The following is a 25,938-nucleotide window of genomic DNA, read 5'->3' on the forward strand; positions in this document are numbered from 1 at the left end:
AAGGGATTTGTACTTTGGCAAGATAATATAGGTAGTATGTTGTTTGCCGCATTCGCAATGATTCTCGTGGGAGTTCTGTGCTTTATTTACGTAGCCCTGTCTCCTGGGAAATCGAAACAAACAACCTACCAACCTCGAAAACCCCTAAACCAAGGGCAATTTCGGATGCCAGAAAGGCCACAAGTCCCACCGGAACTTGATGAACGAATCCGAAGAGAACGTACGATTTTGGAAGACCGTCATCTTTCTTTTTCAAAAAAGGAAGAACACACTCCATCTGTTGTAGAAAAATCAGAGGTTCTTCGGCCAAACGAATTAGGAAACTTAGAATCAGAGCCCATTCCTTCAAAAGAGAGTCTTTTTGAGATTGAAGGTACATTGTATTTGGATCATTCTGGGAAACTGTCGTTCGGTGAGGATTCAATTGATTTGGATGTGATGGAAGATGGACTTCGCAATTTCAAACGAGTGGGAAATGGAAATTTAAGAGAAGAAAACGGTAAGTTTTTATTCCACTCAGGGAACGTAACGTATACGTACACTCCTGAAGAACTTGACCAAGTGGTCTTACACAACCAAGGGATTGTTTTTATATTAAAAGAATCTAAATCACCAAGGCCTGTCTTTTTTACCAAGGAAATTGATACATTTAAAGAATTTTTAAAACAAGCTGCACTCACCTAATCCAAGTAACAATTTGAGATGCCTGTTTTTTCCGTAGTTCCAAGTTTTACTTCTCAATCTTAAGTCTTGTAATCAATTCCATTTCTTTTTCTCCAGAACGCAATCGGATATAGGCTTCTAGTTTTTCGAGTTCGTCCTTGGTTGGGAGTTTTTTCCATTCGGAATCAAATAGATTTGTGTCTTTATAAACGTTCTCATTCATATCAAACTTTTTTGTTTTGGCAAAACTTGCCGTAAGCAAATTTGGGAAAAATATTTTTAATTCCTTTGCAATTTTCTCAGTATTTACATTGCCAATGTCCATTTGGTTTTGGTAAATCTCGGAAAGGATTTCGAATTTTAATTTATCCAATCCTGTTGTCGAAAGATCTTGCAGTAATACAAGTTCTGTTCCTTCTAGGGAATAGTATTTTAATTTGTTTTTGAGCTCGTCTTCTTGGGATTGGTCAATTTTAGAACCGAGCAGTGTGATTTCAATTTTGGATTGATTCCCGTACACAATGTTCTTTTCCAAAACCCTTCTTCCATTTGTAATGATTTCTCTACGAATGAATTCTTCAGCCTTACCTTTAAAAAACGAGGAACGAACAATTTGGTAAGCAGTCAATACAGAAGAGATGATGACAATAAAGGCAAATACTGATAAATAAACTTTCACCTTGGTTTCTTTTTCTTTGTACAAACCCCAATCCACTTTTGGAAATTCCATGTAACGAACGAATATGAAGGTAGCGATTGCAATGAAGATAGAATTGATGAGGTATAAATAAATGGCTCCAAAAAAATAGTACCAATTTCCTTGAGAAAGTCCAAATCCTGCAGTACACAGAGGTGGCATGAGGGCAGTGGCAATCGCAACTCCAGCGATTGCAGTTCCTTTTTCTTTTCTCGTATTCGCAATTATCCCTGTGGCACCACCAAAGAGAGCAATGAGTGCATCATATATCGTTGGCGTTGTGCGTGCTAAGAGTTCCGACTGTGCTTCGCTAATCGGAGATAGAGAAAAATAGATAAAGGAAGTGATGATACTCACAATCGTTGCAATGGTAAGGGTTCGTAAAAACCGTTTCAATTGGTTGAAGTCATTTGTCGCTGCTGCAAATCCAACCCCAACAATTGGACCCATCAGAGGGGAGATGAGCATAGCTCCAATGATTACCGCTGTGGAATTCACATTGAGTCCTATACTTGCAATGAGAATCGCAAAGATGAGTGTCCAAAGATTAGAACCAACAAGTTCCGCACCTTTTTGGATGGATTCGATTGTACCTGGTTTGTCTAAGTCATCGAGGAGGTGGAATCGGGGAGTTAACCATTGGAAAAAAGTGACTATAGGATTTTCTTTGGATGCCATGACGTATTAGACATCCAAAGAATGGAAATTTGGATAGAGTTTTTAGACTCCTCCTACCATCACATGTTTTGTGATGAGGTAATCACCTACCGATTCAATCGATAGATCTTTACCAAATCCTGATTGTTTGAAACCACCATGAGGAGTTTCGGATGCAAGCGGTAGGTGATCATTCACCCATACCGTTCCAAACTCTAATTGTTTTGCAACTCGCATAGCACGCGCTACATCTTTTGTCCAAATGGAAGAAGCAAGACCATAATTGACATCATTGGCAAGTTTGATTGCTTCTTCTTCTTTGTCATAAGATTGGATGGTGAGGACTGGTCCAAAAATTTCATTTTGTACGATATCAAAGTTTTGTTTCACATCTGTTACAACTGTTGGCTCAAAAAAGTATCCTTTGTCTAATCCTTTTGGAATTCCGCCACCCGTGAGGATTTTAGCACCTTGTTTTTTGGCCCTGTCCATAAATCCCATCACACGTTCTCTATGAATGGCTGAAATGAGTGGTCCCATTTCTGTTTTGTCGTTGAAGGGATCACCCACTTTCACTGCTTTCATAGTTTCCACTACCGCATCCGTGATCTTTTTTTGGAGTGTTTTGGGAACAAGGATCCTTGTAGCGGCAGTGCAGTCTTGGCCAGAGTTACAAGTTGCACCAAACGTTGCTTTTGCGGCAAACAAATTGACATCAACATCATCAAACACAACTAGTGGTGCTTTTCCCCCGAGTTCTAAGTGCACTCGTTTTAAGGAATCCGAAGCAGACTTCATGATGTTTTTCCCAGTGCCTGTGGAACCTGTAAGAGATACCATACGAACAAGTGGGTGGTCCACGATGGCTTGGCCAGTGGCATTACCACCTGTTACTACGTTGAATACACCATCAGGAATCCCTGCTTTTTTGGTTAGTTCAGCTAACATAAGTGTTGTGATCGGAGTTCCTGGTGCCGGTTTTAAGATGAGGGTACAACCTGCGGCAAGTGCTGGGCCAAACTTCCAAACAGCCATAAGGAGTGGGTAGTTCCAAGGAGCAATTTGGCCGACAACACCTACTGGTTCTCTACGTAAAATGGATGTATAACCAGGTTGGTATTCATTAGCACGGCTTCCATGAACATCACGTGCAGCGGTTGCAAAAAAACGAATGTTATCAATGGCAAAAGGAATGTCTCCCGCCAAACTTAAGTTTTTGTATGGTTTTCCAGCGTTGAGAGATTCCCATTTTGCAAACTCTTTTGTTTTTTCTTCCAAAAGGTCTGCCAATTTCCAAATTGCCTTGGAACGTTCACTTGGTGTCAGTCCAGACCATCTGCCGTCATAAAAGGCTTTGTGTGCGGCCTTAACTGCTTTGTCTACATCGGACACACTTGCATCAATTACAGTTGCTATTTTTTTTCCAGTGGCAGGATCTTCGATATCCATTGGTTTTCCGCCAGTAGAGTTTGCCCATTTCCCATCAATCCAAAGTTTATACTGTTTCATACCTGGGTTAGATTTCCTTTAATGATTTTGCTATGATGTTTAGACCTTCTTTCACGACTGATTCCTCTGCTGTGATGGGAACTAAAATTCGAATTACGTTTCCGTAAACACCACAAGAAAGTAAAACAAGTCCATGTTCTAAGGCTTTTGTTGTTAATTTTTTTGCCATATCAGCAGAAGGTTTATTGGCATCACCGTTTTCAACAAGTTCAAAGGCAACCATCCCACCTAATCCACGTATTTCGCCAATGTTTGTGTTGGATTTTTTAATTTCATTTAGTTCCTTCACTAACATGGATCCCAATTGAGTTGATTTTTCCAAAATCCCTTCTTCTTCGATGAGGTCCATGACCGCAATTCCTGCTGCACATGCGACCGGATTTCCGGCATAGGTTCCGCCAAGTCCACCTGGTTCTACAGAATCCATAATGGATGTTTTTCCAATCACAGCTGAGAGTGGCATACCCGCTGCAAGAGATTTGGCGGTTGTGATGAGGTCTGGTTTAACACCCGAATGTTCGATGGCAAAAAGTTTCCCTGTCCTTGCAAAACCTGACTGCACCTCATCGGCAATCAGTAAAATTCCGTGTTCATCACAAATCGCTCTAAGTTTTTTTAAAAAACCAGGAGATGCAATGTAAAATCCACCTTCACCTTGCACTGGTTCAATGGCAATGGCTGCTACGCGGGACGGGTCAATGTCTGCTTTGAATAAATTGTTCAGAGCTTTGATGGAATCGTCTTCTGTGACTCCATGGTATTCCATGGGGAAAGGAATGTGATACACATCACTCGAGAAAGGTCCAAATCCTTTTTTATAGGGAACTACTTTTCCTGTTAAGGCAAGAGCCATCATTGTTCTACCATGAAATCCTCCGAGAAAACTAATGATCCCTGGTCTTCCTGTAGCTGCCCTTGCAATTTTGACCGCATTTTCTAATGCTTCCGCACCAGATGAAAACAAAATCGTTTTCGCTTCTCCTTCAATCGGAGCTTTGGCATTTAGTTTTTCACAGAGATCAATGTACGGTTCATATGGCATAATTTGAAACGCAGTGTGGAGCACCTTGTCCACTTGTTTGTGGATGGCAGAGACTACTTTTGGATGGCAATGCCCCGTATTTTGAACTCCAATCCCACCACCAAAATCAATGAATCGTTTCCCTTCAATATCCCAAATTTCTGCATTTTTTGCTTTTTCAGCAAACACAGGGTAGGCGGTAGTGACTCCTCGAGGAACGTTTTTTAATCTTCTTTCCCATAGAGTTTTGTTTGTTTGTTTTTGATTGCCCGTCATTTGATTCCTCCAAGGCAGAGATATTTGGTTACTGTATAATCATCGAGACCGTATTTGGAGCCTTCTCGTCCCATACCTGAGAATTTGACTCCCCCAAAAGGGACTTGTTCTGAGGAAATGATCCCTTCGTTAATGCCTACCATTCCATATTCTAGCTGTTCGGCGACTCTAAAAATACGGGCCATGTCTTTCGTGTAAAAATAGGATGCGAGGCCAAAGTCTGTGTCGTTTGCGAGTTTGATGGCTTCTTCTTCTGTTTGGAAGGTTTGGATACAAGATACTGGGCCAAAAGTTTCTTCCTTAGTCACCATCATGGATGAGTTCACTGGATACAAAACGGTTGGCTCAAAAAAGTTTCCACCTAATTGGTGTGTGTTCCCTCCGATCAAAACTTTTGCACCTTTGTTGACTGCATCTTGGATATGAGTTTTTACTTTTTCCACTGCGGCTTCATTGATAAGTGGGCCTTGGCTTGCGTTAGGTTCCATACCGTTGGCAACAACCAACTCTTTTGTTTTTTCAGCAAGTTTTTTCGAAAATGACTCTGCAACAGATGAATGCACTAAAAAACGATTCACACAAACACAGGTTTGTCCTGTATTTCTGTATTTGGATAACATAGCACCTTTCACTGCTTCATCTAAGTCTGCGTCTTCAAAAACGATAAAAGGAGCATTACCACCTAACTCAAGTGAAAGCTTTTTTAATGTGGCGGCCGATTTTTCCATTAAATAAATGCCTGTTTTTGTGGAACCAGTAAAACTAAGTTTTCGAACCTCTTTACTTTCCAAAATCGTTTTGCCAATGAGGATAGGATCCCCAACTAACACATTCCATACTCCTTTTGGGAGTCCTGCTCGTTCTGCAAGAACTGCCATTGCGAGAGCTGAATAGGGAGTGAGTTCTGATGGTTTTGAGACAACCGTACAACCTGCGGCTAGTGCTGGAGCCACTTTCCTTGCAAGCATTGCCGCAGGAAAATTCCAAGGTGTGATAGTTCCCACAACTCCAATCGGTTCTTTGAGTACAAGTATCCTTGTATCCCTTCTGTGAGAAGGGATCAGATCTCCATAAGAACGTTTTGCTTCTTCACCGAACCATTCAATGTACGAGGCTGCATAAGCAATTTCTCCCCTAGCTTCCGTTAGAGGTTTTCCTTGTTCTTGTGTCATTATGAGAGCTAGGTCTTCTTGGTGGTCCATCATGAGTTGGAACCATTTGCGGAGGATCCCAGCACGTTCTTTGGCAGGTCTCGTTCTCCAATCAACAAACGCATCTTTGGCTGAACGAATTGCGAGAACCGTGTCTTTTTCTGTCGCATGTGGGATGTTCCCGATGGTTTCCCCTGTGGCAGGGTTATGTACTAAAATTTCTTTTTTGTTTTCTGCAGGGCACCAAACCCCACCGATGAAATTTTCCTGGCGAAAAAGGTCTTTGTCTTTGATGTATTTCATGAGAAACCTACGCTTTCACAGAAACCGTGCCTCATAAAAATTCCTACCTTTTTTTTGAAAACTTCAGAATTGGTTGCTTAATTTTGAATTTTTGGTATCTAATGCCTGACATAAGTAAAACCAGGAGCACATAGGTTTATGAAATTCGATTCATACAAACGAGTGGTTTTTTTTACAGCAGTTCTTTCGATCGCTTTAGCGGTAACCTGCGGTAAAAAAGAAACAAAGGTTTCAGAAATTGGACAAGGCGAGGGAGAAGTTTCCATCGTTGCTTGGCCAGGTTACATTGAACGTGGTGAGACAGACAAAGGATATGACTGGGTCACTGAATTTGAAAAAAATACAGGCTGTAAAGTAAATGTAAAAACTGCCGCTACATCTGATGAGATGGTAGCACTTATGAATGAAGGTGGATTTGACTTGGTAACTGCTTCAGGTGACGCATCACTTCGATTAGTTGCAGGTGGAAAAGTCCAAGAGATTAACATTGATTTGATCCCAAGTTGGAAAAACGTAGACTCACGTTTACAAAATGCTCCTTGGCATACTGTAGATGGTAAACATTTCGGCGTTCCTTACCAATGGGGACCAAACGTACTTATGTACAACACAAAAGTTTTCAAAAAAGCTCCAACAAGTTGGAATGTTGTATTTGAAGAACAAGTTTTACCTGATGGAAAGTCTAACAAAGGAAGAGTACAAGCATTTGATGGTCCAATTTACATCGCTGACGCTGCACTCTATTTAAAAGTAGCAAAACCAGAACTCGGAATCCAAGATCCTTACGAATTGGATGAAAAACAATATACAGCTGTCATTGAGTTATTAAAAAAACAAAGACAACTCGTTCCAAAATACTGGCACGATGCAATGGTCCAAGTGGATGATTTCAAAAAAGAAGGTTTAGTTGCTTCTTCCACATGGCCATTCCAAGTCAATTTACTAGTGAGTGAAAAACAACCTGTATCATCCATCGTTCCTGTGGAAGGGGCTACTGGTTGGGCAGATAGTACAATGTTACATAAAGATTCTAAACATGTAAACTGTGCTTATAAATGGATGGAACACTCTCTTTCTCCAAAAGTGCAAGGTGATTTAGCATCTTGGTTTGGATCTGTTCCTTCTGTTCCTGCTGCTTGTAAAGGAAATGCTTTACTTGGGGACACTGGTTGTGCAGTGAATGGATTCAATAACTTTGAAAAAATCTCTTTTTGGAGAACTCCAAAAGAAGATTGTTCCGGTGGAAGAAAATGTGTGCCTTATAAAAAATGGGCAGAAGATTATATTTCCATTATTGGAAGTAAATAAAATCCTAACATCATAAGAGTTCTAAAGGAGATAGAATGGACCAAGTTTACGATGTTGAGTTTCAAAATGTAACAAGGAAATTCGACCAATTCATAGCGGTAGATGATGTCTCCTTTGGGATTAAAAAAGGTGAGTTTTTTTCGATGTTAGGCCCTTCTGGGTCTGGTAAAACAACCTGCCTTCGAATGGTGGCGGGTTTTCAAGATACTAGTTCAGGAAGGGTTCTTTTGGAAGGAGTTGATGTCACGGGCATCCCTCCTTACAAAAGAAATGTCAATACAGTCTTCCAAGATTATGCTTTGTTCCCACATATGTCTGTTGCGGAAAACGTGGGGTATGGTTTAAAAATTAAAAAACTTCCAAGTGCCGAGATAACAAAACGTGTTTCTGAAATGCTCGCGATGGTTCGCCTCCCCGATGTCGGAAATCGAAAACCATCAGAATTATCGGGAGGTCAGAGACAGAGGATTGCACTCGCAAGGGCACTCATCAACCGACCAGGTGTATTGTTACTCGATGAACCATTGGGAGCTCTTGATCTAAAACTGCGGGAAGAAATGCAGTTGGAGCTTAAAGCCATTCAAAAAGAAGTAGGTATCACATTTATTTTTGTGACCCACGACCAAGAAGAAGCACTTTCGATGTCAGATCGTATCGCTGTCTTTAACAAAGGTAAGGTGGAGCAAATTGCAACTCCTGAAGAATTGTACAACCGCCCTAAAACGGAGTTTGTTGCCAACTTTGTTGGAACTTCGAATATCTTATCATTAGAGGAAACAAAACGACTCACAGGCCATGAAGGTAAGATGATGATCCGTCCAGAACGAGTCCATGTTTTTGCAAATGCAAAAGAAGATAACCATTCTTCTGGATATAGAACCTTTAAAGCAATTTTAAAAAGCCAAGTGTACTCTGGTGCAACTTCCAAAATGCACTTTGAAACTCCTAATGGATCTCGGATCATTGCATCCACTCAAAACTTAAAAATTTCTGCAGACCATATTGCAGTTGGTTCAGAAGTTTTAGTAGGTTGGAAAGATTCCGACATGCATTTGTTATAAGGGAATCAAAATGACAAATGTTATTGATAGATTCGTCACCTTTTTGTTTTACAGGAAGAGTTTGGCACTTTTTTTGTTATTATCACCTCTACTTATTTGGCTTGGTGTAGTATACTTAGGTTCTTTGTTTACACTCCTCATCCAAAGTTTTTTCTCTGTTGATTCATTCTCGGGTGTCATCAAACGAGAATTTACATTAGAATCCTATTATGATTTATTCCGGCAAAGTACCAATTGGGATATTATCATTCGGACAACAACAATGGCATTTACAGTCACTGTTGTAAGTGCGATCATTGCTTTCCCAATTGCTTATTATATGGCAATGAATGCAGGACCCAAATTAAAACCAATTTTATATTTGGGTGTTATGTTGCCTTTATGGTCCAGTTACCTTGTAAAAGTGTATTCGTGGAAACTGATTATGGCCAAAGAAGGTATCCTTACATGGTGTTTGGACCAACTGGGATTATTACACTTGTTAGATGTTGTGCTTTCCATCCCTGTTATCGGAGGCAGTTCCTTATCATTCTCTTATATAGGAATGTTTTTGGTATTCGTATACATTTGGTTACCGTACATGATTTTACCCATTCAGGCATCTTTAGAAAGAATTCCAAAAACACTATTAGAAGCTTCTTCTGATTTAGGAGGAGGGCCGGCACAAACCTTTCGAAAAGTCATTTTACCTTTGGCATTTCCTGGAGTCGTTGCAGGCTCTATTTTTACGTTTTCATTAACACTCGGTGATTATATCATTCCTACAATTATTGGGAATTCGAGTTATTTTATCGGGATGGCTGTTTACACCCACCAAGGAACTGCGGGGAACATTCCACTTGCCGCTGCATTTTCTGTAGTTCCCATTGTAATTATGATGGTGTATTTAACAATCGCTAAACGGTTAGGAGCTTTTGATGCGCTCTAAATGGAACTTAGGATCAATTGGATTAAAAACAGCAACTATCTTCGGTTTTTTATTCATTCATATACCGATTCTCATCATCATCATGTATGCATTTTCGACGGATGAAAAAACGTTTCAATTTCCTCTACCAGGATTCACGACGAAGTGGTTTGGTGTTGCATGGGAACGTAATGATATCTGGGAAGCAATCATACTCTCTTCCCAAGTTGCCTTAATTTCAACATTCATTGCAATTTTACTAGGAACACTGGCAAGCCTTGCAGTCTACCGAAGCCAATTTTTTGGAAAAGAAATCATTTCCTTTCTTGTGATTTTACCTATTGCTCTCCCAGGCATTGTGACAGGAATTTCCCTTCGGTCGGCTATGTCTCTCTTTGGAATTCCATTTAGCACTTGGACGATTGTCATTGCACATGCTACCTTTTGTATCGTAACTGTTTATAATAATGTTCTAGCAAGATTACGAAGGAGTTCTCATTCTATGGTGGAAGCATCTATGGATTTAGGTGCAAATCCATGGCAAACGTTTCGTTTTGTGATACTTCCAAATATCGCAACTGCATTACTTGCGGGAGGGATGTTATCCTTTGCGTTGTCATTTGATGAAGTAATTGTAACAACGTTTACAGCAGGCCAACAATCCACTGTCCCCATTTGGATGTTAACTGAGTTCATTCGTCCAAGGCAAAGGCCAGTGACCAATGTGGTGGCTGTGTTTGTGATTTTAGTCACAACCATTCCCATCCTCGTTGCTTATTATCTCACAAAAGAAGATGACGGTCGGAAAAAATAATTTCACTCTTTTCGAATTGGATGTTCTATGCGATATGATTCTCGAGTTCTGAAGGAACACACATATCGATATGATAATTATCAAAGGAATTTCTCTTTCTTATCTTCACGGATCGTGGTAGGATTTACGTATGGAAAAATTAATACAAAAACTGATCATCCCCATCGATGGTTCACCAAGTTCGGCAAAGGCTTTAGAATTTGGATTGGCATTAGCCAAGGCTAGTAATGCAATCTGTTATGTAGTAGAAGTCATCGAGGATTTCGGACCACTCCCTGGTTATTACGATGCAGCACCGCCGGGAAAGGATCGAGTCAAATGGATTTCGGAACAACGATTTGAAAAAATCCATCCAATTTTAGACGAGACAACTGTAAAATGGAATCGTGTTGTATTAGAAGGATACCCTGCTGAAGAAATTTGCAAATTAGCAGAAAAAGAAAAAGTTGATTTGATTGTGATTGGAAGCCGTGGCCATGGAATTTTAGGCAGATTCATCATGGGAAGTGTCTCTGATCGAGTTGTACATTACGCACCATGTTCCGTAACTGTCGTTAGGTGAAATTGCCATAATTTTGACAAATCGATGTTAAATTACTTGCCTTGAAAGGTATCCCATTGGAATCTACGGACTAATCCTAAAGTAGATTCCTGGTTGATACAAATGAAGGTTTCCGAAAAAGAAGAACTCCCCACTGTTTTACCTCTCGATAAACGTTACACTCGCACTTATTACCAAGAAGATAGTTTTGTTTCCAATATAAGAAGAGCACTGCCACGGATGATTTTGGCAGATCTCATGGAAAATGTTGTTTTACCAAAACTGAAAGATGAAGAAAAGGAATTTCTTTTATTCTATTATATAAAAAGAAGTGATGCGTCCGGAAGTTATTATCAATTAAAAACAATTCCTTCTAGGATTCGCAAAGAATCTGCAGATCGTATTTTAAATGAAGCGAATATAGATGATTCAGGTAGAGAATTCTTAAGCCAATTTTATCATTTTGATACAGAAATCGAACAATATGTACTCAATGACCAAGTGACAGAAGCTGATGAGATTAAAATCTTACAACTTGTCAAACGTAGAGATTATTATGTAGGCAATGTAGAAAAATCGATGATCTCTGCCATCTTTGAAAGATTCCCAGAGATTCCAAAGAGGGACACATTTTTTGCAAATTTGTATGTCCCTTCAACTCATAAATATTATTCACCACCCAATTTAAAACACATTTCAGGTATGCAGATTGTAGAAGCAGCAAGGCAATTGGGAATTGCATGTAATCATATGTTTGGGAAAGTCCCTTTCGAAGATATCACCTTTTTATTGTTATATTTAAATTCTGAATTTTTGCAATATGCAAAAATGAATATGCCCATCAAACTTAGGGTGAAAGCAAAAGAAGTTAAATATAGTAAATCTGGGTATTGGAACTACTCAAAACTCGCCATTACAGCCTACCAAGAGAACCAAGAAATTACGAAAATTGAAATGGCCGCGAGTATTTTGCCTCTAAAGGTATACAAACGCTTAAAAAGCACACAGGAAGAAGTATATGAAATTGATCCAAGGTTTCGGATTTTGGATCGTTTTAAGAACAACATTTCCATTCGAGAAAATGGAAGGAATATTGTCTCAACAATCGAAAATATATCAAATTCTGGCTTTATGGTGCGCTGCTCAGGAACCCATCCGGGAACATTGTCCACAGAGCAACAACTAGAATTTTTCATGCATTTTGATATTGTTGGTTTCGTACACGGAACTTGTATTTTATTATGGGTAAAAGAAGACGATAATAATGAAGACATGTTTTTTGCTGGATTTCGTTTTGAAGAAATATCTGATCTAGACAGGGCAAATGTAAAGGAAGCAATCAATCGGTATGGAAGATTGATAGAAGATAGGGAAATCCAATGAAAAAGAAAAAAGTTGCCTTAGTTACTGGTGGAACTTCCGGATTAGGTAGAGCGATTGTTTTAGAATATGCAAACGCTGGTTATGTGGTTGGTTTTTGTGGTCGCAGAAAACAAGAAGGGGAAGATACTCTCGCCTTACTGGAAAAACAAGGTGGGGAAGGTATCTTTTTCAAATGTGATGTCACACAATCGGAAGCAGTTCGTAATTTTGTAGAAACTATCATAGAAAAATATGGCCAAATCGATGTAGCAGTCAATAATGCAGGAATTTCAGGAGTCCTTAAAACGACAGCTGATTATCCATTAGATATTTTTGATTCTGTAATGGATGTAAATCTGAAAGGTACTTTTTTATCAATGCAATTTGAATTAAAACAGTTTATCAAACAAGGAAATGGTGGTGTGATCATCAATGTTTCTTCTGCATTGGGTTTACGTGGAAAAGAAAAAGCAGGCCCTTATTCGATGTCAAAACATGGAATCATAGGACTGACTAAATCTGCAGCTTTAGAATATGGTGCCCAAGGAATTCGAGTCATTGCGCTTTGTCCAGGCGGAATTCAAACTGAAATGGATGATGTATTTTATGCCAATGTACCAAATCCAGAAGAAGTTAAAAAAGAAAGAATGAAATCTTATGCCTTAGGTCGGATGGCTACTCCTGAGGAAGTTGCTAAAACTTGTGTATGGTTGTCTGGTGATGGAGCTGCTTTCATCACTGGTGCTGTCATCCCAGTAGATGGCGGAAAAACGGCTAGATAAGGATTTTATTTGTTTACGATTGGAAAATACAAAGTAACAAAAGAACTCCATTTAGGAAAAAGGAGTTCTGTTTATATTGGAGAAGATGATAAAAAATCTCCAGTTGTTGTGAAACTATTAAATAGAGATTATCCGGATAATCACGAAATTACAAAATTTAAAAATGAATTTGAAATTCTTAAATCAATAGATTCAAACTACACCTTAAAACCTTTAAGTTTTGAATCTTACCAAAACACAGTTGCAATCGTTTTTCCTCATATCGAATACACTGATCTCGCTAAACTTCAATTAAGTGGAAAATATAGCAATCTCCATACATTTTTAAATATCTCAATCGAGATTTGTCGTGCACTTTCAGACATTCATAAAGCGAAAGTGGTTCATAACGATATCAAAGCACAGAATATCATATATCATCCTGAAACTGGCGAATTGAAGATTATTGATTTTGGTTCCGCAACGATGTTAACTCATAGAAGTTTTTATCTTCCGATGAACCAAAATTTAACAGGAACACTGGCACATATTTCTCCAGAACAAACTGGGAGAATGAACCGGACTGTTGATTACCGCACAGACTTTTATTCGTTAGGTGTAACCTTATACCAACTCATCACTGGTGAACTTCCATTTTTATACACTGATAGTTTGGAAATGGTCCATGCACATTTGGCTAGAATCCCATTACCTCCAAAGGAAAGGAGTAATGCTCCAAAAATCTTATCAGATCTAATCATGAAACTTTTGGAAAAAAATCCAGAAGATCGTTACCAAACTGCGACTGGATTACTTTCTGATTTAATCACAATTCAATCTGTCTTGTTAGAAAATGGAAAAGAAGATTTAGATTCCTTTCAAATGGAGTTGGCAAAAAATGATAAATCTTCTCGTTTCCAAATTCCAAAAAAGTTATATGGTAGGGAGTCACAACTTAAAACTTTTGAAGAAAAATTTCTAAATGCAACGGAAGGTAAAATAGAAACCTTCTTAATTTCAGGACGTTCAGGGATTGGAAAGTCGGCTTTAATAAACGAAATCCAAAAACCAGTTACAATAGAACGTGCTTACTTTACGACAGGTAAATTTGATTTATATAAAAAATCGATTCCTTATCGTGCCATCAATCTTGCATTACAAGGATTGGTGAAACAGTTGTTATCTGAAAATGAAACTTCTGTAAAAGAATGGAAAAAAATCCTAACCCAAACCTTAGGTGCAAACGCTAAGTTAATCATCGATGTAGTGCCTGAGCTTGCTCAATTATTGGGAGACGTAGAAACTCCACCAGAATTGGATACGGTAGAAACAGAAAATCGATTTCATTTGGTTTTTAGAAAATTTTTGCGAACAGTGTGTACAAAGGAACATCCTGTGGTGATGTTTTTAGATGATTTACAGTGGGCAGATTCTTCTAGTATACTTTTATTAAAAGAAGCAATCACCGATCCTGAAATCTCGTATTTTTTTATCATCTTATCGTACCGAGATAATGAAGTAAGTCCCACGGATCCATTTTTTCGAATGTTGGAAGAACTTCGGGAAACAAAAACTTCCATCACTGAAATTCGATTAGAACCACTAACAGAATCTGATATTTCGATACTTGTTTCCGATACATTGTCATTACCTGAATCAGAAATTAAAGGGATTTCTGAAATCATTTGGAAAAAAACAAAGGGAAATCCTTTCCACGTAAATGAAATGTTTAAGAATCTTTATGAAAGATCTTATATCCAATTTTCTGAAAATCGATGGGTTTGGGATAAGGAAAAAATCAATACAGTCAATATTTCTGAGAATGTAATTGATTTGATCATCGATAAAATTTACCTGCAACCACCAGAATTAATCGAAGCATTAAAATTAACTGCATGTATAGGAAACTGGTTTCGACATGATATTTATGCGACGATTGCGGAGAGACCTTTTCATTTGGCATCGATGGATTTGGTTGCATTAGCAAACGAAGAATTCCTGATATTAGGTTTAGATGATGCCAATTTTACTCATGATAAAATCAGAGAAGCGATTTATAAAATCATTTCTCCGGAAGAAAAATCGAAGTTACATTATAAAATTGGAAAAACGTATTTATCAATACTTTATAAATTCAAATTAGACGATCATATATTCACGATTGTAAACCAACTCAATTTAGGTGCTTCAGAAATTACACAAGATCAAGAGTTGGTCCAATTGCGCACCTTAAACGAAAGAGCAGGTTTTAAAGCACTCAATTCATCTGCATATGATGCAGCATTCAGTTTTTTTGAACGTATGGTTGGATTGATGTTAGAAGATGAGTGGAATCATCAATACGAAAACACACTCAAACTTCATTTAGCTTATGCAAGATCAGCTTATCTGTCTAAAAATTTTGAAAAAGCTGAAAATAGTTTCAATCATATTGTGAAACATGCAAAAACAGATTTAGATAAAATTTTAGTTTATGAGTTACAAACTTCAATGCTTGTCACTCAAAACAAAATGAAAGAAGTATTGGTTACATTGAAGCAAGCGCTTCGATTATTGGGTGTTAGGTTGCCGAAAAATGCTTCTGCACTGTCACCATTAAAAGAAATCGTAAAATTCAAATTTCGATTAGGAAGAAAACCAATTGAAGAATTGGAATTTTTGCCAATTGCAACAGACCCAAAATATCTGGCAATCATGCGGTTACTCAATGCTTGTATCGCACCATCTTTTTTAGCAGATCCAAACCTATTCCCAGTGATTGTTCTCAAAATGGTCAATTATACATTGTTATATGGGCTTTGTGAACTAAGTGCATTTGGTTTTTCAGCGATGGGCATGATCCAAGGATCTGGGCTTGGTGATTATGATTCTGGGTATAAGTTTGGTAAGTTAGGAATCAAATTAATTGATGTACTGGATGCCAAATCATTCAAATGTAGAACCTTATTTATGTATGCTTGTATGATTCTTCCTTGGAAAAATCATGCAAAAGAAGGTAAAAGTATTTTTTGGGATAGTTTCCTTGCGGGCATGGAAACAGGTGATCTACAATATGCATCTTATTCTTTAAATAACATCCATTTCCAAGGATTATTATACCGAGAAAACTTGGATGATTTATACAAAAGCCAACTTCGTTATGATGCCTCACTCCTAAGTTTGAGGCAACACCATGCTTACCAAGTTCATCGTTTGAATATGCAAATTGTTGAAAATATGCGAGGTGAAACATCTGATCCTTTGAGTTTGGAAGGTCGATATTTTTTAGAATCAGAAAACGTTAAAGAATGGGAAACATATGGTAACGCAAATGCTTTATTTGATTATTATTTATGTAAACTGAGGTTAGAATACTTTTTAGGAGATATACAAAAAGCATATCAATTTTCTCTCAAATTAGATGGATTAGAGGGTGGGGTTTTTGCAATGATGTTTTTTCCTGAACATGTTTTTTTTGGAGCACTCGTCGTTTACGAATTGTTATCAAATCCAAAATACACGGAATCAATCAACCGAAAAGATTTATTGAAACGCCTAAATACATTTTCAAAACGATTGAAGGTTTGGGCAAAAAATTCTCCAGATAATTTTGGTCATAAATATGAGATTATTTCTGCAATTGAATTATATTTGAGAAATAAAAAATCGGAAGCTGTTGTTGCTTGTAAAGCAGCAATTACTTCGGCAAGAGAATCTGCATATATTCTAGAAGAAGCAATTGCAAATGAGATTTTGGTCCGAATGTGGAGAGAAACTGGTTTTGATCAATATAGTAATCTACACCTTGTGGAAGCACATTATCGTTATGGCAAATACGGTTTTATTTCTAAGGTAAAACAGTTAGAAGCAGATCATATCTCTTTAAAGAAATACATTGGAAGGAATTTTAGAACAGATTCTACGGATAATGTTTCCTTGTTTAGTACAACAAAAGATATTTTTGGAGATGGTGGATCAAATTTAGATATCAATACAGTCATCAAAGCATCTCAAACGATTTCAGGTGAAATACAATTGAATCGTTTACTAGAAAAAATGATGAAGATTATCCTTGAGAATGCTGGTGCAGAACGTGGGTATTTTATTCTGAATTTTGATTCAAAATGGCAAGTGATTGCCGAATCCAATTTAGAAACAGAATCAGTTTCTGTTTATTCGGATTCTCCATTTGAATTGGATTTTTCTCAAGCGATTACAACAATTCACGAAAATAAAATTCCAACACAAATCATTGGTTATGTGGTTCGTACGGGGGTTGTTGTCATTTGTGGTGATGCAGCCAGAGAAGGGGAATTTAAAAATGATCCATATGTGAAATCATATTTACCAAAATCTTTATTATGTTATCCAATTTTGAGTCATGGCACTGTAGTTGGAATTGTATATCTAGAAAATAATTTAACTACGGATGCATTTACGCCAGGGAGAGTAGAAATTCTAAAAATTCTTTCTTCGCAAATTGCGGTTTCTATTGAGAACTCTTTACTTTACACCAACTTGGAGCAAAAAGTTGATGAAAGGACAAAAGAGCTAAACTCTGCTTTAACGGAAGTTAAGGGGTTAAAAGAACAGCAGGATGGTGATTATTTTCTTGCTTCTTTGTTGATTGAACCTTTGACACAAAATCATGCTGAATCTTCGAATATGAATATCCAGTTCTTAACGGAACAAAAGAAAAAGTTTAGTTATAAACAATGGAATTCTGAAATTGGCGGGGATTTATGTGTCTCTTCTTCCATTCAATTGCAAAATAAAAAATACATCGTTGTTTTGAACGGAGATGCAATGGGCAAGTCTATGCAGGGAGCAAGTGGTGCCCTTGTCATTGGTTCAGTATTTGAAGCAATCATCAAACGAAATGGACAATCTGAAGAATCAAAGGATATGACTCCTGAAAAGTGGGTGAGTAGTGCTTACTTTGAATTGCACAATACCTTAGTAACGTTTGATGGTTCCATGTTGATCTCGATGTTTCTTTGTTTGATTGATGATGAAACAGGATTTTTCTATTTTTTGAACGCGGAACACCCTCGTCCAGTTATCTATAGAAATGATAAAACGTTTTTCCTCCCACATAACTATGTATGTGCGAAACTTGGCTTACTTGCTTCAAAGAAAAATCTTCAAATCAATACTTTCCAAATGGAAAAGGGAGATATCCTGCTCATTGGCTCAGACGGAAGAGATGATATTCTCATTGGCTCTGAACAAGAAATGGAAGTGAATGAAGATGATGAATTATTTCTAAAAACTGCCAAAGAAGGGATGGGGGATTTAAATTTAATTCGAGATGCGATTAAAAAACAAGGAGAGTTAATCGACGACCTTTCATTGATACGTGTAGAGTATACTGGCGTCGGTTCAGAAATTAACATACCAAAATCCCATCCAAAACACATTGTTTATTTGCGAGCTCTGACTTTGTATAAACAAAAACTTTGGGTCGAAGTTGAAAAAATGATTTCATCTCATTATCCAAATATCCACGAAGCCCCGCTCTCCTTTCAAAAAATCTATCTATACACAGAGCATAGGATGTCTGTTTTCCCACTACAGTTTGCAGTTACATACATCCAAAAAAATCCATCTGATAGTTTGACTTTGTTTTATATCGCCGAAGCCTTATTTGCCAATGGTGATTTTGGGGCTGCCTTTGATTATTCGGAGCGAGTGAAGTTGAGACGGCCTTACCACAAGGAAAACAACCGATTATTTGCTCGACTCATGGAACTTCGGCGTAAATAAATCTACTTATGTTATCAGTCGGGAACGACATTGTCGAAAACGAACGAATTCGAGAATTATTACAAAAACATGGGGATCGGTTTTTGAAACGAGTTTTCACCGATGATGAGGTCGAATATTGTCACAAACACAAAGACCCGGTGCCTTTTTTAGCTGGAAGATTTGCGTGCAAAGAAGCGGTCATCAAAGCCCTGAACTTGGAACCTGGTGAGGTTGCCGATATGCGCGAGATTGAGCTAGCTGGAACCAATTTTGGGAAAAAAACGCTAGTCATCCATGGGAAAACTGAGAAGTTTTTCCGTGAGAAAGGATTTACAGGTAGTTCGGTGTCCATTAGCCATGCTGACCACTATTCAACCGCCGTTGTCGTATTCTATAAGGAGCTCAAATGATCGTTAGTGATAAAATGAAGTCAGTGCTTGTACATTATAACCAAGGACTTACTTTGTACAAATCTCGTAAATTTGCAGAAGCAAAAGAAGAATTCAAAAAAGCATTAGCGATCCATCCTGGAGACGGTCCTTCCAAACTTTATATTGAACGTTGTGATGATTACATCGCAGATCCTCCTCCTGAAGATTGGGATGGGGTGTATAACATGAAAACAAAATAGGAACTATGTCAAAAAAAGAAATGCAACCTACCATCACAGAACACGGAGTCATTGCCACCATCTTAGGAAAGGAAACTGCTTTTAGCGGAACCTTAGCTTTTAAAAAACCACTTCAAATTTCTGGTGATTTCACTGGTGAAATCATTTCAGATGGATACTTGGTGATCAGCGAAGGTGCTCGTGTAAAAGCAAACATCAAAGCGGGAACCGTTGTTGTTGGTGGAACCATCATTGGAAATGTGACGGCAACTCAAAGATTAGAGATGTTATCAACAGGAAAAGTCCAAGGCAACATTCGCACTGCAAAATTACAAATAGCAGATGGAGTTATTTTTGATGGTAACTGCGAAATGTTGAGTAACGACGAGACTTAGTTTGTGGCAATTCCATCCATATAGTGTACTTCTTTTCCTAGCATTTGGCTTCAATCTTGGATTGGGGCTATTTGTATTAAAATCCTTTCGACTCAATTTAGTTAAATATTTATTAATCTTGGTTTTCGGTTCTATGATTTGGACTGGATTCTATGGACTTGATTTTGTTTACATCAGTACAAACTTACACCGAACATTCATTAGTTTGTTGTACATAGGTGTTGCCATTGCCAATGTTGGTATGGTATTAGTCTCAATTGAGTTTACAAACAACCAACATTTACTCACAAAACGTTTCTGGGTACTATTATTTCTTCAGCCTCTATTTACTGTGGCTGTATGTGTATTAGATCCTATCTTTAAAACTTTAACACTCGATACCTATCTCATTAATGTGGGAGGCCGTATCCAATGGATTCAAGAAACAAATATAGGTGGTTTCATTGCCTCTTATTTACTTTCTTTTTTTTGGTCAGTATTTGTCGCATTACTCCTCATTAGAGGGATTTTTCAATCCAAATCGACAGAACGTAACCGTTACTTACTAATTCTTGTTTCCTTTTTGTTTATTTGGATCGCAGCAGCTTTACATAAAATGGGGATTCGTCCTTTGCCTGGAATGAATATAACGGGCGTTATGTGCACAATGCAGGCAATCATGATATTCTTTGCAATTGGATACTATCGAATGTTTGATTTGGTACCACTTGTGAGAAGTGAAATTGTAGATGAACTTGATGAAGCAGTTGTCATTTTAGATTTTAATCATCGCGTAGTCGATTGGAATAGTTCGGCTGAAAATTTATTTTGTGTAAAAGATAAGAATGTAGCCTTACTCCCTCACCAAGCTTTTTTCCATCATACACCAGAACTCATTACAAAATTGGACAATTTATCCATTAAAAAGACAATCACCAAATGGATATGGGAAAAAGATTCGAAGTATTGGGAAGTCACAGCAAAACAGATTCGAGATTCGAATCGGAAAAAAATCGGTATGGTTCTTGTATTCCGTGATAATACAGAGCAAAGAAATTTAGAAAAACAAATGGCAAACGTGAACCGTGAGCTTCTTGTTGCCAATGGAACCAAAGATCGATTTTTATCGATCATCTCACATGATTTACGTGGTCCTTTGGCTGGCATAAAAATGTTACTCAAAGTATTAAACGAGGATATGAAGAAAAAAGAAGATGCGTTAGCAGGTATGACACAGTCTTTACTTGATGCAACAGAATCTGTTTTTTCTCTCTTGGAAAATCTTTTAGAATGGTCTAAGTTACAACGAGGACAAGAAGAATTTAGACCAAATTTTTACCGATTGGATTCAATCGTTTTAGAATGCCTTGATTTGTTTGCTTTAAGTGCAAAAAATAAAGACATTCATTTTGAGACCAAAATCCCAAATCATGCGATGGTGTATTGTGATGATCGAATGATCATCACTGTGATTCGAAATTTAATCTCCAATGCATTGAAATTTAGTCATCAAAATGGTAAAATTGAGATTTCTGCAATTGATACCGGATACCATTGGATGGTTTCTGTTAAAGATTTTGGTGTTGGAATGTCTAAAACTACGATCGATAAATTATTTAAACCTGGCGAAGTGATTAAATCAGTTGGGACACAAGGAGAAACTGGGAATGGTATTGGACTTCTCTTGTGTTCGGAATTTGTAACGGTGAATGGTGGTACATTAACAGCTGATAGTGATGGAATGTCAGGGTCTATTTTTCAATTTAGTCTCCCAAAAAAGGAAAACGAGGAAATTCTTATATGAGTCAAATTATTTTAGTAACAGGTGCAACCGATGGAATCGGTAGAGTTTGTGCACATTCATTTGCAAAATCTCAGAATGAATTGATATTGGTTGGTCGAAATCCAGAAAAATTATCAGCTCTCGTATATAGTCTACAAGTTCATGGTGTGAAAGTTCATTCCTATGTTTGTGATTTGTCTCTGGCAAAAGAAACTTTTGTTTTGACTGAAAAAATACGAAACAATCATCCTAAAATAGATGTTTTACTCAATAATGCAGGAGCGTATTTTGATAAAAGAACTGTCACTAACGAAGGATTGGAATCCACTTTTGCTTTAAACCACTTAAATTATTTTATCATGGCTCTTGGATTATTGCCTTCACTTAAGAATGCAAGCCAAGCACGTATTATCAATGTTGCCTCTCGTGCTCATGAAGGTGTAACCTTAGATTTTAAAGATATATTTGGTGAATCCAACTATTCTGGATGGAAACAATACCAAAGATCCAAATTGATGAATATTTATTTCACGTATGAACTAGCCGAAAGACTAAACCAAACAAAAATTAAAGTGAACTGTTTGCACCCTGGTTTTGTGAAAACAAAATTTGGACAAAATAATGAAGGGCTTGCGAAAGTGCTAATCACCTTTGCACAGAATATTTTTGCTATTTCGGAAGAGAAAGGTGCAGAAACTTCCATTTACCTTGCAACAGAACCAAGTATAAGTAATGTTTCAGGGAAGTACTTTGTAAAAAAGAAGGCAAAGAATAGTTCTCCTGTTTCCTATGATAAAACAATCAGAAGGAATTTGTGGACTTATACAGAAGACCTTCTGAAACATAAATTTTCCTTTCGGTTCCCTGGAAATTAGTATGGGTTATTTTCATCAAAAAAATCCAATGATTATCCCTGTCCCTGGGAATAAAACAATTGAGGAACATTTTGGAATCCCATCTACAAATACTAAGGAAGTATCCATTGCACATATGATTGCACCTCCTGGTTGGGGTGAACCCTTCCAGACACCTAACTTCGATGAGTGGACACTGATGGTAAGAGGTAAAAAACAAATTGAAGTTGATGGCGAAGTATTAATTTTATCAGCTGGGGAATCAATCTTGATCCAAAAAGGATCAAGAGTTCGTTATTCAAATCCATTTTCGGAAGATGCAGAGTATTGGTCTCTTTGTAACCTGCTTTTACCATAGAAGCTGTCAATCGAGAAGAAGAATAGAACTCGAATTGTATGAGTCCTGAAGAAAAACCAAATGTCGATTTAAGTTTCCTAAAGAAGGAAATGAAAAAAGTAGAGTTTGGGCCTGATACTTTGGTGATCGAACAATATTCGTTAGGTGATTCATTTTATTTTATTGAATCTGGACGAGTAGAGGTTTGGAAATACTTAGACGAAACGAAACAAGAAATTTTAGTAATAGGGGATTTGAACGCCGGTGATTATTTTGGAGAGATTTCACTCATCGATTCTGCTCCTAGGACAGTAAACATAACAACAAAAGAAAAATCTACTTTATACACCTTAACTCGTGTGGATTTTCACAGACTGATCCAAACAAGTCCAGAAATGACTTTAACTCTTCTAAAGTTATTAACTGCAAGAATACGTAATGCGGAACAAAGGGAAAACCAAGTTCTCATTCAGAAAAATAAAGAGTTACGTTTACAAAATGAAACATTGGAGATGATGGTTAAAGAAAGAACTGCTAAACTCACTCAATCGTTAAAAATCATCCAAGAAGATTTAGAAACTGCCAAAACCATTCAGCGAAATATTCTACCACTTGGCTTAAGACACATCGCACATTTAGATTTTGCCTCAAAGTTTGAGCCGATGGCTGAGGTAGGTGGAGACATATTTGATGTCATTCGTTTGGAAAAATCCAAAATCAGATTGTTTTTGGCTGATGCGATTGGGCATGGAGTGCAAGCAGCACTGATTACGATGGCAATCAAAGCAGAGTATGATCATATCAAACACAATGTTTCAAACCCATCCGATGTATTGTATGCATTGAACCAGATTTTCATTGATCGTTACGGAAAAAAATCGAATCAATTTACTGCTGTCATTGTTGATTTGAATTTGGAAGAAAGTAAACTTGTTTATTCCTCAGCTGGTCATAACGAACCATATGTTCTCAATCAATCAGAGATATTGGCATTAAGTGAATCTGGTTTAATGTTAGGTCTCGAAAAGGATGTAGAATATACAGACAATTCAGTGCCATTTGGGCTTGGAGATCGATTGTTTATGATTTCTGATGGGTATTTGGAACAAGAAAATGAAGTTGGAAATTTTCTCGGAGAATCCAAATTGCTTTCCAGTTTTTTAACTGCTAGGAGTTTGGGATTAAGTTTAGTCGATACTGTAAATTTGCTGATGGAACATTTTCATAACTTTAGGGGAAATACCCCTATGATGGATGATGTTACCATTTTGGGCATCGGCACTTCGTTTGATTTAGGAGTTTAAATTGGGATTAATCATTGCATACATTTTGTTTCTATTAAATTTACTGTGGATCATTCCTACAATGTATCCGCTTTATATTTGGAAACTATTGACCTCTGGATCTGTAAGAAGATTTGGGGATCGTCTGCTTGTGAAAGTAGGAGAGGCTTGGATCGAAAATAATTACCGAATCTCTCGTTTTTTATATGGTGTCCAATTCGAAGTAGTTGGTGAAAATTTTCAAAGCTTGAAACCAAACGGAAGTTATATGATCATTTGTAACCACCAATCTTGGTCGGATATTTATATCATTCAATCAGTTTTAAACAGGAAAATCCCCCTCATTCGTTTTTTCATCAAAGATTCTTTAAAATATGTTCCTGTTCTCGGGCACGCATGGCTTGCATTAGATTTTCCTTTTGTCAAACGAAGTAGCCGTGAACAATTGAAAAAAAATCCAGAACTAGCCACAAAAGATTTGGAGAATGTTAAAAAAGTTTGTGAAAAGTTCAATGGAATGCCTTTTTCGATTTTGAACTTTTTGGAAGGACACAGGCGCACACCTGAGCGTATGGCAAAGTTATTGAAGAAAAATCCTTATAAACATTTACTTCGTCCGCATAGTGGTGGGATTTCAGTTGTTTCCACTTCATTAAGAAATTCGCTTGATGCTTTTATTGATTTAACTATTGTTTATCCTACTGAAAACCCAAGTTTTTTGGATTTGATGTCTGGTAAAATTCGAAAGTTAAAAGTTTTTATTGATGTGATTCCACGAGAACAAGTGCCCATCGAAGAAAACGAACAATTTGCACCTATGTCGAAGAAAATGAAACGTTGGGTAGATGAACGTTGGGCATTAAAGGATGCTTTGATTGAAAAGGAGATGAGTTCTAAATGAAACTATTACAAATCAAAATTATATTTTTGTTGGGATTTATTTCCTGCCGTACTTTTTCTCCTGTGGCGTATGAACCGCCCATCAAACCAGAACCAGTTGGGATTTATGAGCCAAATACAGAGTTACAAAAAGCAATTCTTCTCGCCATTGGAAAAGTGAAAGGACTTGAGTCATTAGATGTTGACTCTGATGGGAATATTTATGGTGGAGACAAAGATGGTCGCATCATCAGAATAACTCTCAAAGGGGAAATCAAAGCGATTGCGAAAACTTCAGGTAGACCTCTCGGAGTTCAATTTGATAAAGCAGGAAACTTAATCATTGCAGATGCTTATAAAGGATTATTATCAATGGATAAGTCCGGTAAAATTACTACTTTAGTTTCCGAGTACAAAGGAGTCCCTTTCAAGTTTACAGACGATTTGGATATTGCACAAGACGGAAAAATTTATTTTACAGATGCATCAATTTACGAACAGAAAGAATACCTATACGATTTACTAGAAGCAAGACCTTATGGTCGTGTTTTTGTTTATGATCCAAAAACAAAGGAAACACAGTTATTACTCCAAGATTTGTATTTTGCAAATGGGATTACTTTGTCAAAAAATGAAGATTTCCTTTTGGTGAATGAAACATATCGGTATCGCATCACTAAACTTTGGTTAAAGGGTCCTAAGAAAGGAACTTCAGAAGTAATCATTGAAAATTTACCTGGTTTCCCAGATAACATCACTCGAAACGAAAACGGAGAGTTCTGGGTTGCATTGTTTACAGTAAGGAATGACAGAATGGACAATATGCACCCATCTCCTGTTGTGAAAAAAATGATTTATTTTTTGCCGAAATTTTTATGGCCCAAAGCCCAACCATATGGTTACGCAATGAAGATAGACGGGAATGGAAAAGTTTTAATGACCGTCCAAGATCCTACTGGTGACCATTTAAAAGATGTAACAAGTGTCATTGAAAAGAAACGCCAATTGTACATTGGAAGTTTGTACAATGATCGAGTGGGAATTTACGTACTACCTTAGT

General features: G+C 37.4%; 22 protein-coding genes. 18 read left to right on the top strand and 4 right to left on the bottom strand.

Annotation, left to right across the window (positions count from 1 at the left end; all coding sequences use genetic code 11):
* Positions 1 to 36: 36 nt before the first annotated feature.
* Positions 37 to 684, top strand: coding sequence for an LIC_11490 family protein (locus CH354_RS12070; RefSeq protein ID WP_100727018.1), 648 nt, complete (start codon positions 37 to 39; stop codon positions 682 to 684).
* 46 nt (positions 685 to 730) lie between these two features.
* Here CH354_RS12070 and CH354_RS12075 read toward each other — a convergent pair whose 3' ends face one another.
* From CH354_RS12075 to CH354_RS12090, 4 genes are read right to left on the bottom strand one after another with little or no spacing between them, the layout of a single operon-like run.
* Entirely contained in the window at positions 731 to 2,038 is a 1,308-nt protein-coding gene (locus CH354_RS12075) for a DUF389 domain-containing protein (protein ID WP_100766493.1), read from the bottom strand.
* A 42-nt stretch (positions 2,039 to 2,080) separates the two neighbouring features.
* Entirely contained in the window at positions 2,081 to 3,526 is a 1,446-nt protein-coding gene (locus CH354_RS12080; protein ID WP_100766494.1) for a gamma-aminobutyraldehyde dehydrogenase, read from the bottom strand.
* Between the two features lie 7 nt (positions 3,527 to 3,533).
* Positions 3,534 to 4,823: a 4-aminobutyrate--2-oxoglutarate transaminase gene (gene gabT, locus CH354_RS12085; protein WP_100717650.1), complete on the bottom strand. Its 1,290-nt coding sequence runs from the start codon at positions 4,821 to 4,823 to the stop codon at positions 3,534 to 3,536.
* Positions 4,820 to 6,277 (bottom strand): NAD-dependent succinate-semialdehyde dehydrogenase, encoded by a 1,458-nt coding sequence (locus tag CH354_RS12090; protein ID WP_100766495.1) that lies wholly within the window; start codon positions 6,275 to 6,277, stop codon positions 4,820 to 4,822. The genes gabT and CH354_RS12090 overlap by 4 nt, the downstream gene beginning before the upstream one ends.
* Positions 6,278 to 6,415: 138 nt before the next feature.
* Between CH354_RS12090 and CH354_RS12095 the strand changes: the two genes are divergently transcribed.
* The 17 genes from CH354_RS12095 to CH354_RS12175 all read left to right on the top strand — a co-directional run bounded on the left by CH354_RS12095 (position 6,416) and on the right by CH354_RS12175 (position 25,937).
* Positions 6,416 to 7,585 carry an ABC transporter substrate-binding protein gene (locus CH354_RS12095; protein WP_100727013.1) on the top strand — a complete coding sequence of 390 codons (1,170 nt, stop codon included), beginning with the start codon at positions 6,416 to 6,418 and terminating at the stop codon, positions 7,583 to 7,585.
* A gap of 35 nt (positions 7,586 to 7,620) precedes the next feature.
* The gene (locus CH354_RS12100; RefSeq protein WP_100717653.1) at positions 7,621 to 8,646 is read left to right on the top strand and encodes an ABC transporter ATP-binding protein; all 1,026 of its coding nucleotides are present in this window, start codon (positions 7,621 to 7,623) and stop codon (positions 8,644 to 8,646) included.
* 10 nt (positions 8,647 to 8,656) lie between these two features.
* Entirely contained in the window at positions 8,657 to 9,574 is a 918-nt protein-coding gene (locus tag CH354_RS12105; protein WP_100717654.1) for an ABC transporter permease, read from the top strand.
* The gene (locus CH354_RS12110; protein WP_100727012.1) at positions 9,564 to 10,367 is read left to right on the top strand and encodes an ABC transporter permease; all 804 of its coding nucleotides are present in this window, start codon (positions 9,564 to 9,566) and stop codon (positions 10,365 to 10,367) included. Before CH354_RS12105 ends, CH354_RS12110 begins: the two co-directional genes overlap by 11 nt.
* Positions 10,368 to 10,497: 130 nt before the next feature.
* A complete protein-coding gene (locus CH354_RS12115; RefSeq protein WP_100717656.1) occupies positions 10,498 to 10,929 on the top strand; it encodes a universal stress protein in 432 nt (143 codons plus the stop codon).
* Between the two features lie 102 nt (positions 10,930 to 11,031).
* The gene (locus tag CH354_RS12120) at positions 11,032 to 12,291 is read left to right on the top strand and encodes an AfsA-related hotdog domain-containing protein (RefSeq protein ID WP_100727130.1); all 1,260 of its coding nucleotides are present in this window, start codon (positions 11,032 to 11,034) and stop codon (positions 12,289 to 12,291) included.
* Positions 12,288 to 13,052, top strand: coding sequence for an SDR family NAD(P)-dependent oxidoreductase (locus CH354_RS12125; RefSeq protein WP_100717658.1), 765 nt, complete (start codon positions 12,288 to 12,290; stop codon positions 13,050 to 13,052). The genes CH354_RS12120 and CH354_RS12125 overlap by 4 nt, the downstream gene beginning before the upstream one ends.
* Positions 13,053 to 13,061: 9 nt before the next feature.
* The gene (locus CH354_RS12130; protein ID WP_100766496.1) at positions 13,062 to 18,776 is read left to right on the top strand and encodes a protein kinase domain-containing protein; all 5,715 of its coding nucleotides are present in this window, start codon (positions 13,062 to 13,064) and stop codon (positions 18,774 to 18,776) included.
* An 8-nt stretch (positions 18,777 to 18,784) separates the two neighbouring features.
* Positions 18,785 to 19,168 carry a holo-ACP synthase gene (acpS, locus tag CH354_RS12135; protein WP_100717660.1) on the top strand — a complete coding sequence of 128 codons (384 nt, stop codon included), beginning with the start codon at positions 18,785 to 18,787 and terminating at the stop codon, positions 19,166 to 19,168.
* Positions 19,168 to 19,389 carry a tetratricopeptide repeat protein gene (locus tag CH354_RS12140; protein WP_207762691.1) on the top strand — a complete coding sequence of 74 codons (222 nt, stop codon included), beginning with the start codon at positions 19,168 to 19,170 and terminating at the stop codon, positions 19,387 to 19,389. The genes acpS and CH354_RS12140 overlap by 1 nt, the downstream gene beginning before the upstream one ends.
* A gap of 5 nt (positions 19,390 to 19,394) precedes the next feature.
* Entirely contained in the window at positions 19,395 to 19,763 is a 369-nt protein-coding gene (locus CH354_RS12145; RefSeq protein WP_100717662.1) for a bactofilin family protein, read from the top strand.
* Between the two features lies 1 nt (position 19,764).
* Positions 19,765 to 21,546, top strand: a complete 1,782-nt coding sequence (locus CH354_RS12150; protein WP_100727008.1) for a sensor histidine kinase — start codon at positions 19,765 to 19,767, stop codon at positions 21,544 to 21,546.
* Complete coding sequence (locus tag CH354_RS12155; protein ID WP_100727007.1) at positions 21,543 to 22,400, top strand: SDR family NAD(P)-dependent oxidoreductase; 858 nt, start codon at positions 21,543 to 21,545, stop codon at positions 22,398 to 22,400. The genes CH354_RS12150 and CH354_RS12155 overlap by 4 nt, the downstream gene beginning before the upstream one ends.
* A 1-nt stretch (position 22,401) precedes the next feature.
* On the top strand, positions 22,402 to 22,737 hold the full coding sequence (locus tag CH354_RS12160) for a cupin domain-containing protein (RefSeq protein WP_243396065.1): 336 nt from the start codon (positions 22,402 to 22,404) through the stop codon (positions 22,735 to 22,737).
* Positions 22,738 to 22,775: 38 nt separating this feature from the next.
* Positions 22,776 to 24,020, top strand: coding sequence for a PP2C family protein-serine/threonine phosphatase (locus CH354_RS12165; RefSeq protein WP_100727006.1), 1,245 nt, complete (start codon positions 22,776 to 22,778; stop codon positions 24,018 to 24,020).
* Position 24,021: 1 nt separating this feature from the next.
* Positions 24,022 to 24,900, top strand: a complete 879-nt coding sequence (locus CH354_RS12170; protein WP_100717667.1) for an acyltransferase — start codon at positions 24,022 to 24,024, stop codon at positions 24,898 to 24,900.
* Complete coding sequence (locus tag CH354_RS12175) at positions 24,897 to 25,937, top strand: SMP-30/gluconolactonase/LRE family protein (protein ID WP_100727005.1); 1,041 nt, start codon at positions 24,897 to 24,899, stop codon at positions 25,935 to 25,937. Before CH354_RS12170 ends, CH354_RS12175 begins: the two co-directional genes overlap by 4 nt.
* Position 25,938: the final 1 nt, after the last annotated feature.

The organism is Leptospira levettii (assembly GCF_002812085.1).
GTDB lineage: Bacteria > Spirochaetota > Leptospiria > Leptospirales > Leptospiraceae > Leptospira_A > Leptospira_A levettii.

Excerpts from the sequence above, each read along its gene's own strand:
- CH354_RS12095 (WP_100727013.1), top strand. The coding sequence starts at position 6,416 with ATGAAATTCGATTCATACAAACGAGTGGTTTTTTTTACAGCAGTTCTT.
- CH354_RS12165 (WP_100727006.1), top strand. The coding sequence starts at position 22,776 with ATGAGTCCTGAAGAAAAACCAAATGTCGATTTAAGTTTCCTAAAGAAG.
- acpS (WP_100717660.1), top strand. The coding sequence starts at position 18,785 with ATGTTATCAGTCGGGAACGACATTGTCGAAAACGAACGAATTCGAGAA.
- CH354_RS12120 (WP_100727130.1), top strand. The coding sequence starts at position 11,032 with ATGAAGGTTTCCGAAAAAGAAGAACTCCCCACTGTTTTACCTCTCGAT.
- CH354_RS12070 (WP_100727018.1), top strand. The coding sequence starts at position 37 with ATGTTGTTTGCCGCATTCGCAATGATTCTCGTGGGAGTTCTGTGCTTT.
- CH354_RS12155 (WP_100727007.1), top strand. The coding sequence starts at position 21,543 with ATGAGTCAAATTATTTTAGTAACAGGTGCAACCGATGGAATCGGTAGA.
- gabT (WP_100717650.1), bottom strand. The coding sequence starts at position 4,823 with ATGACGGGCAATCAAAAACAAACAAACAAAACTCTATGGGAAAGAAGA.
- CH354_RS12100 (WP_100717653.1), top strand. The coding sequence starts at position 7,621 with ATGGACCAAGTTTACGATGTTGAGTTTCAAAATGTAACAAGGAAATTC.
- CH354_RS12125 (WP_100717658.1), top strand. The coding sequence starts at position 12,288 with ATGAAAAAGAAAAAAGTTGCCTTAGTTACTGGTGGAACTTCCGGATTA.
- CH354_RS12075 (WP_100766493.1), bottom strand. The coding sequence starts at position 2,038 with ATGGCATCCAAAGAAAATCCTATAGTCACTTTTTTCCAATGGTTAACT.
- CH354_RS12115 (WP_100717656.1), top strand. The coding sequence starts at position 10,498 with ATGGAAAAATTAATACAAAAACTGATCATCCCCATCGATGGTTCACCA.
- CH354_RS12110 (WP_100727012.1), top strand. The coding sequence starts at position 9,564 with ATGCGCTCTAAATGGAACTTAGGATCAATTGGATTAAAAACAGCAACT.
- CH354_RS12160 (WP_243396065.1), top strand. The coding sequence starts at position 22,402 with ATGGGTTATTTTCATCAAAAAAATCCAATGATTATCCCTGTCCCTGGG.
- CH354_RS12145 (WP_100717662.1), top strand. The coding sequence starts at position 19,395 with ATGTCAAAAAAAGAAATGCAACCTACCATCACAGAACACGGAGTCATT.
- CH354_RS12105 (WP_100717654.1), top strand. The coding sequence starts at position 8,657 with ATGACAAATGTTATTGATAGATTCGTCACCTTTTTGTTTTACAGGAAG.
- CH354_RS12090 (WP_100766495.1), bottom strand. The coding sequence starts at position 6,277 with ATGAAATACATCAAAGACAAAGACCTTTTTCGCCAGGAAAATTTCATC.
- CH354_RS12175 (WP_100727005.1), top strand. The coding sequence starts at position 24,897 with ATGAAACTATTACAAATCAAAATTATATTTTTGTTGGGATTTATTTCC.
- CH354_RS12080 (WP_100766494.1), bottom strand. The coding sequence starts at position 3,526 with ATGAAACAGTATAAACTTTGGATTGATGGGAAATGGGCAAACTCTACT.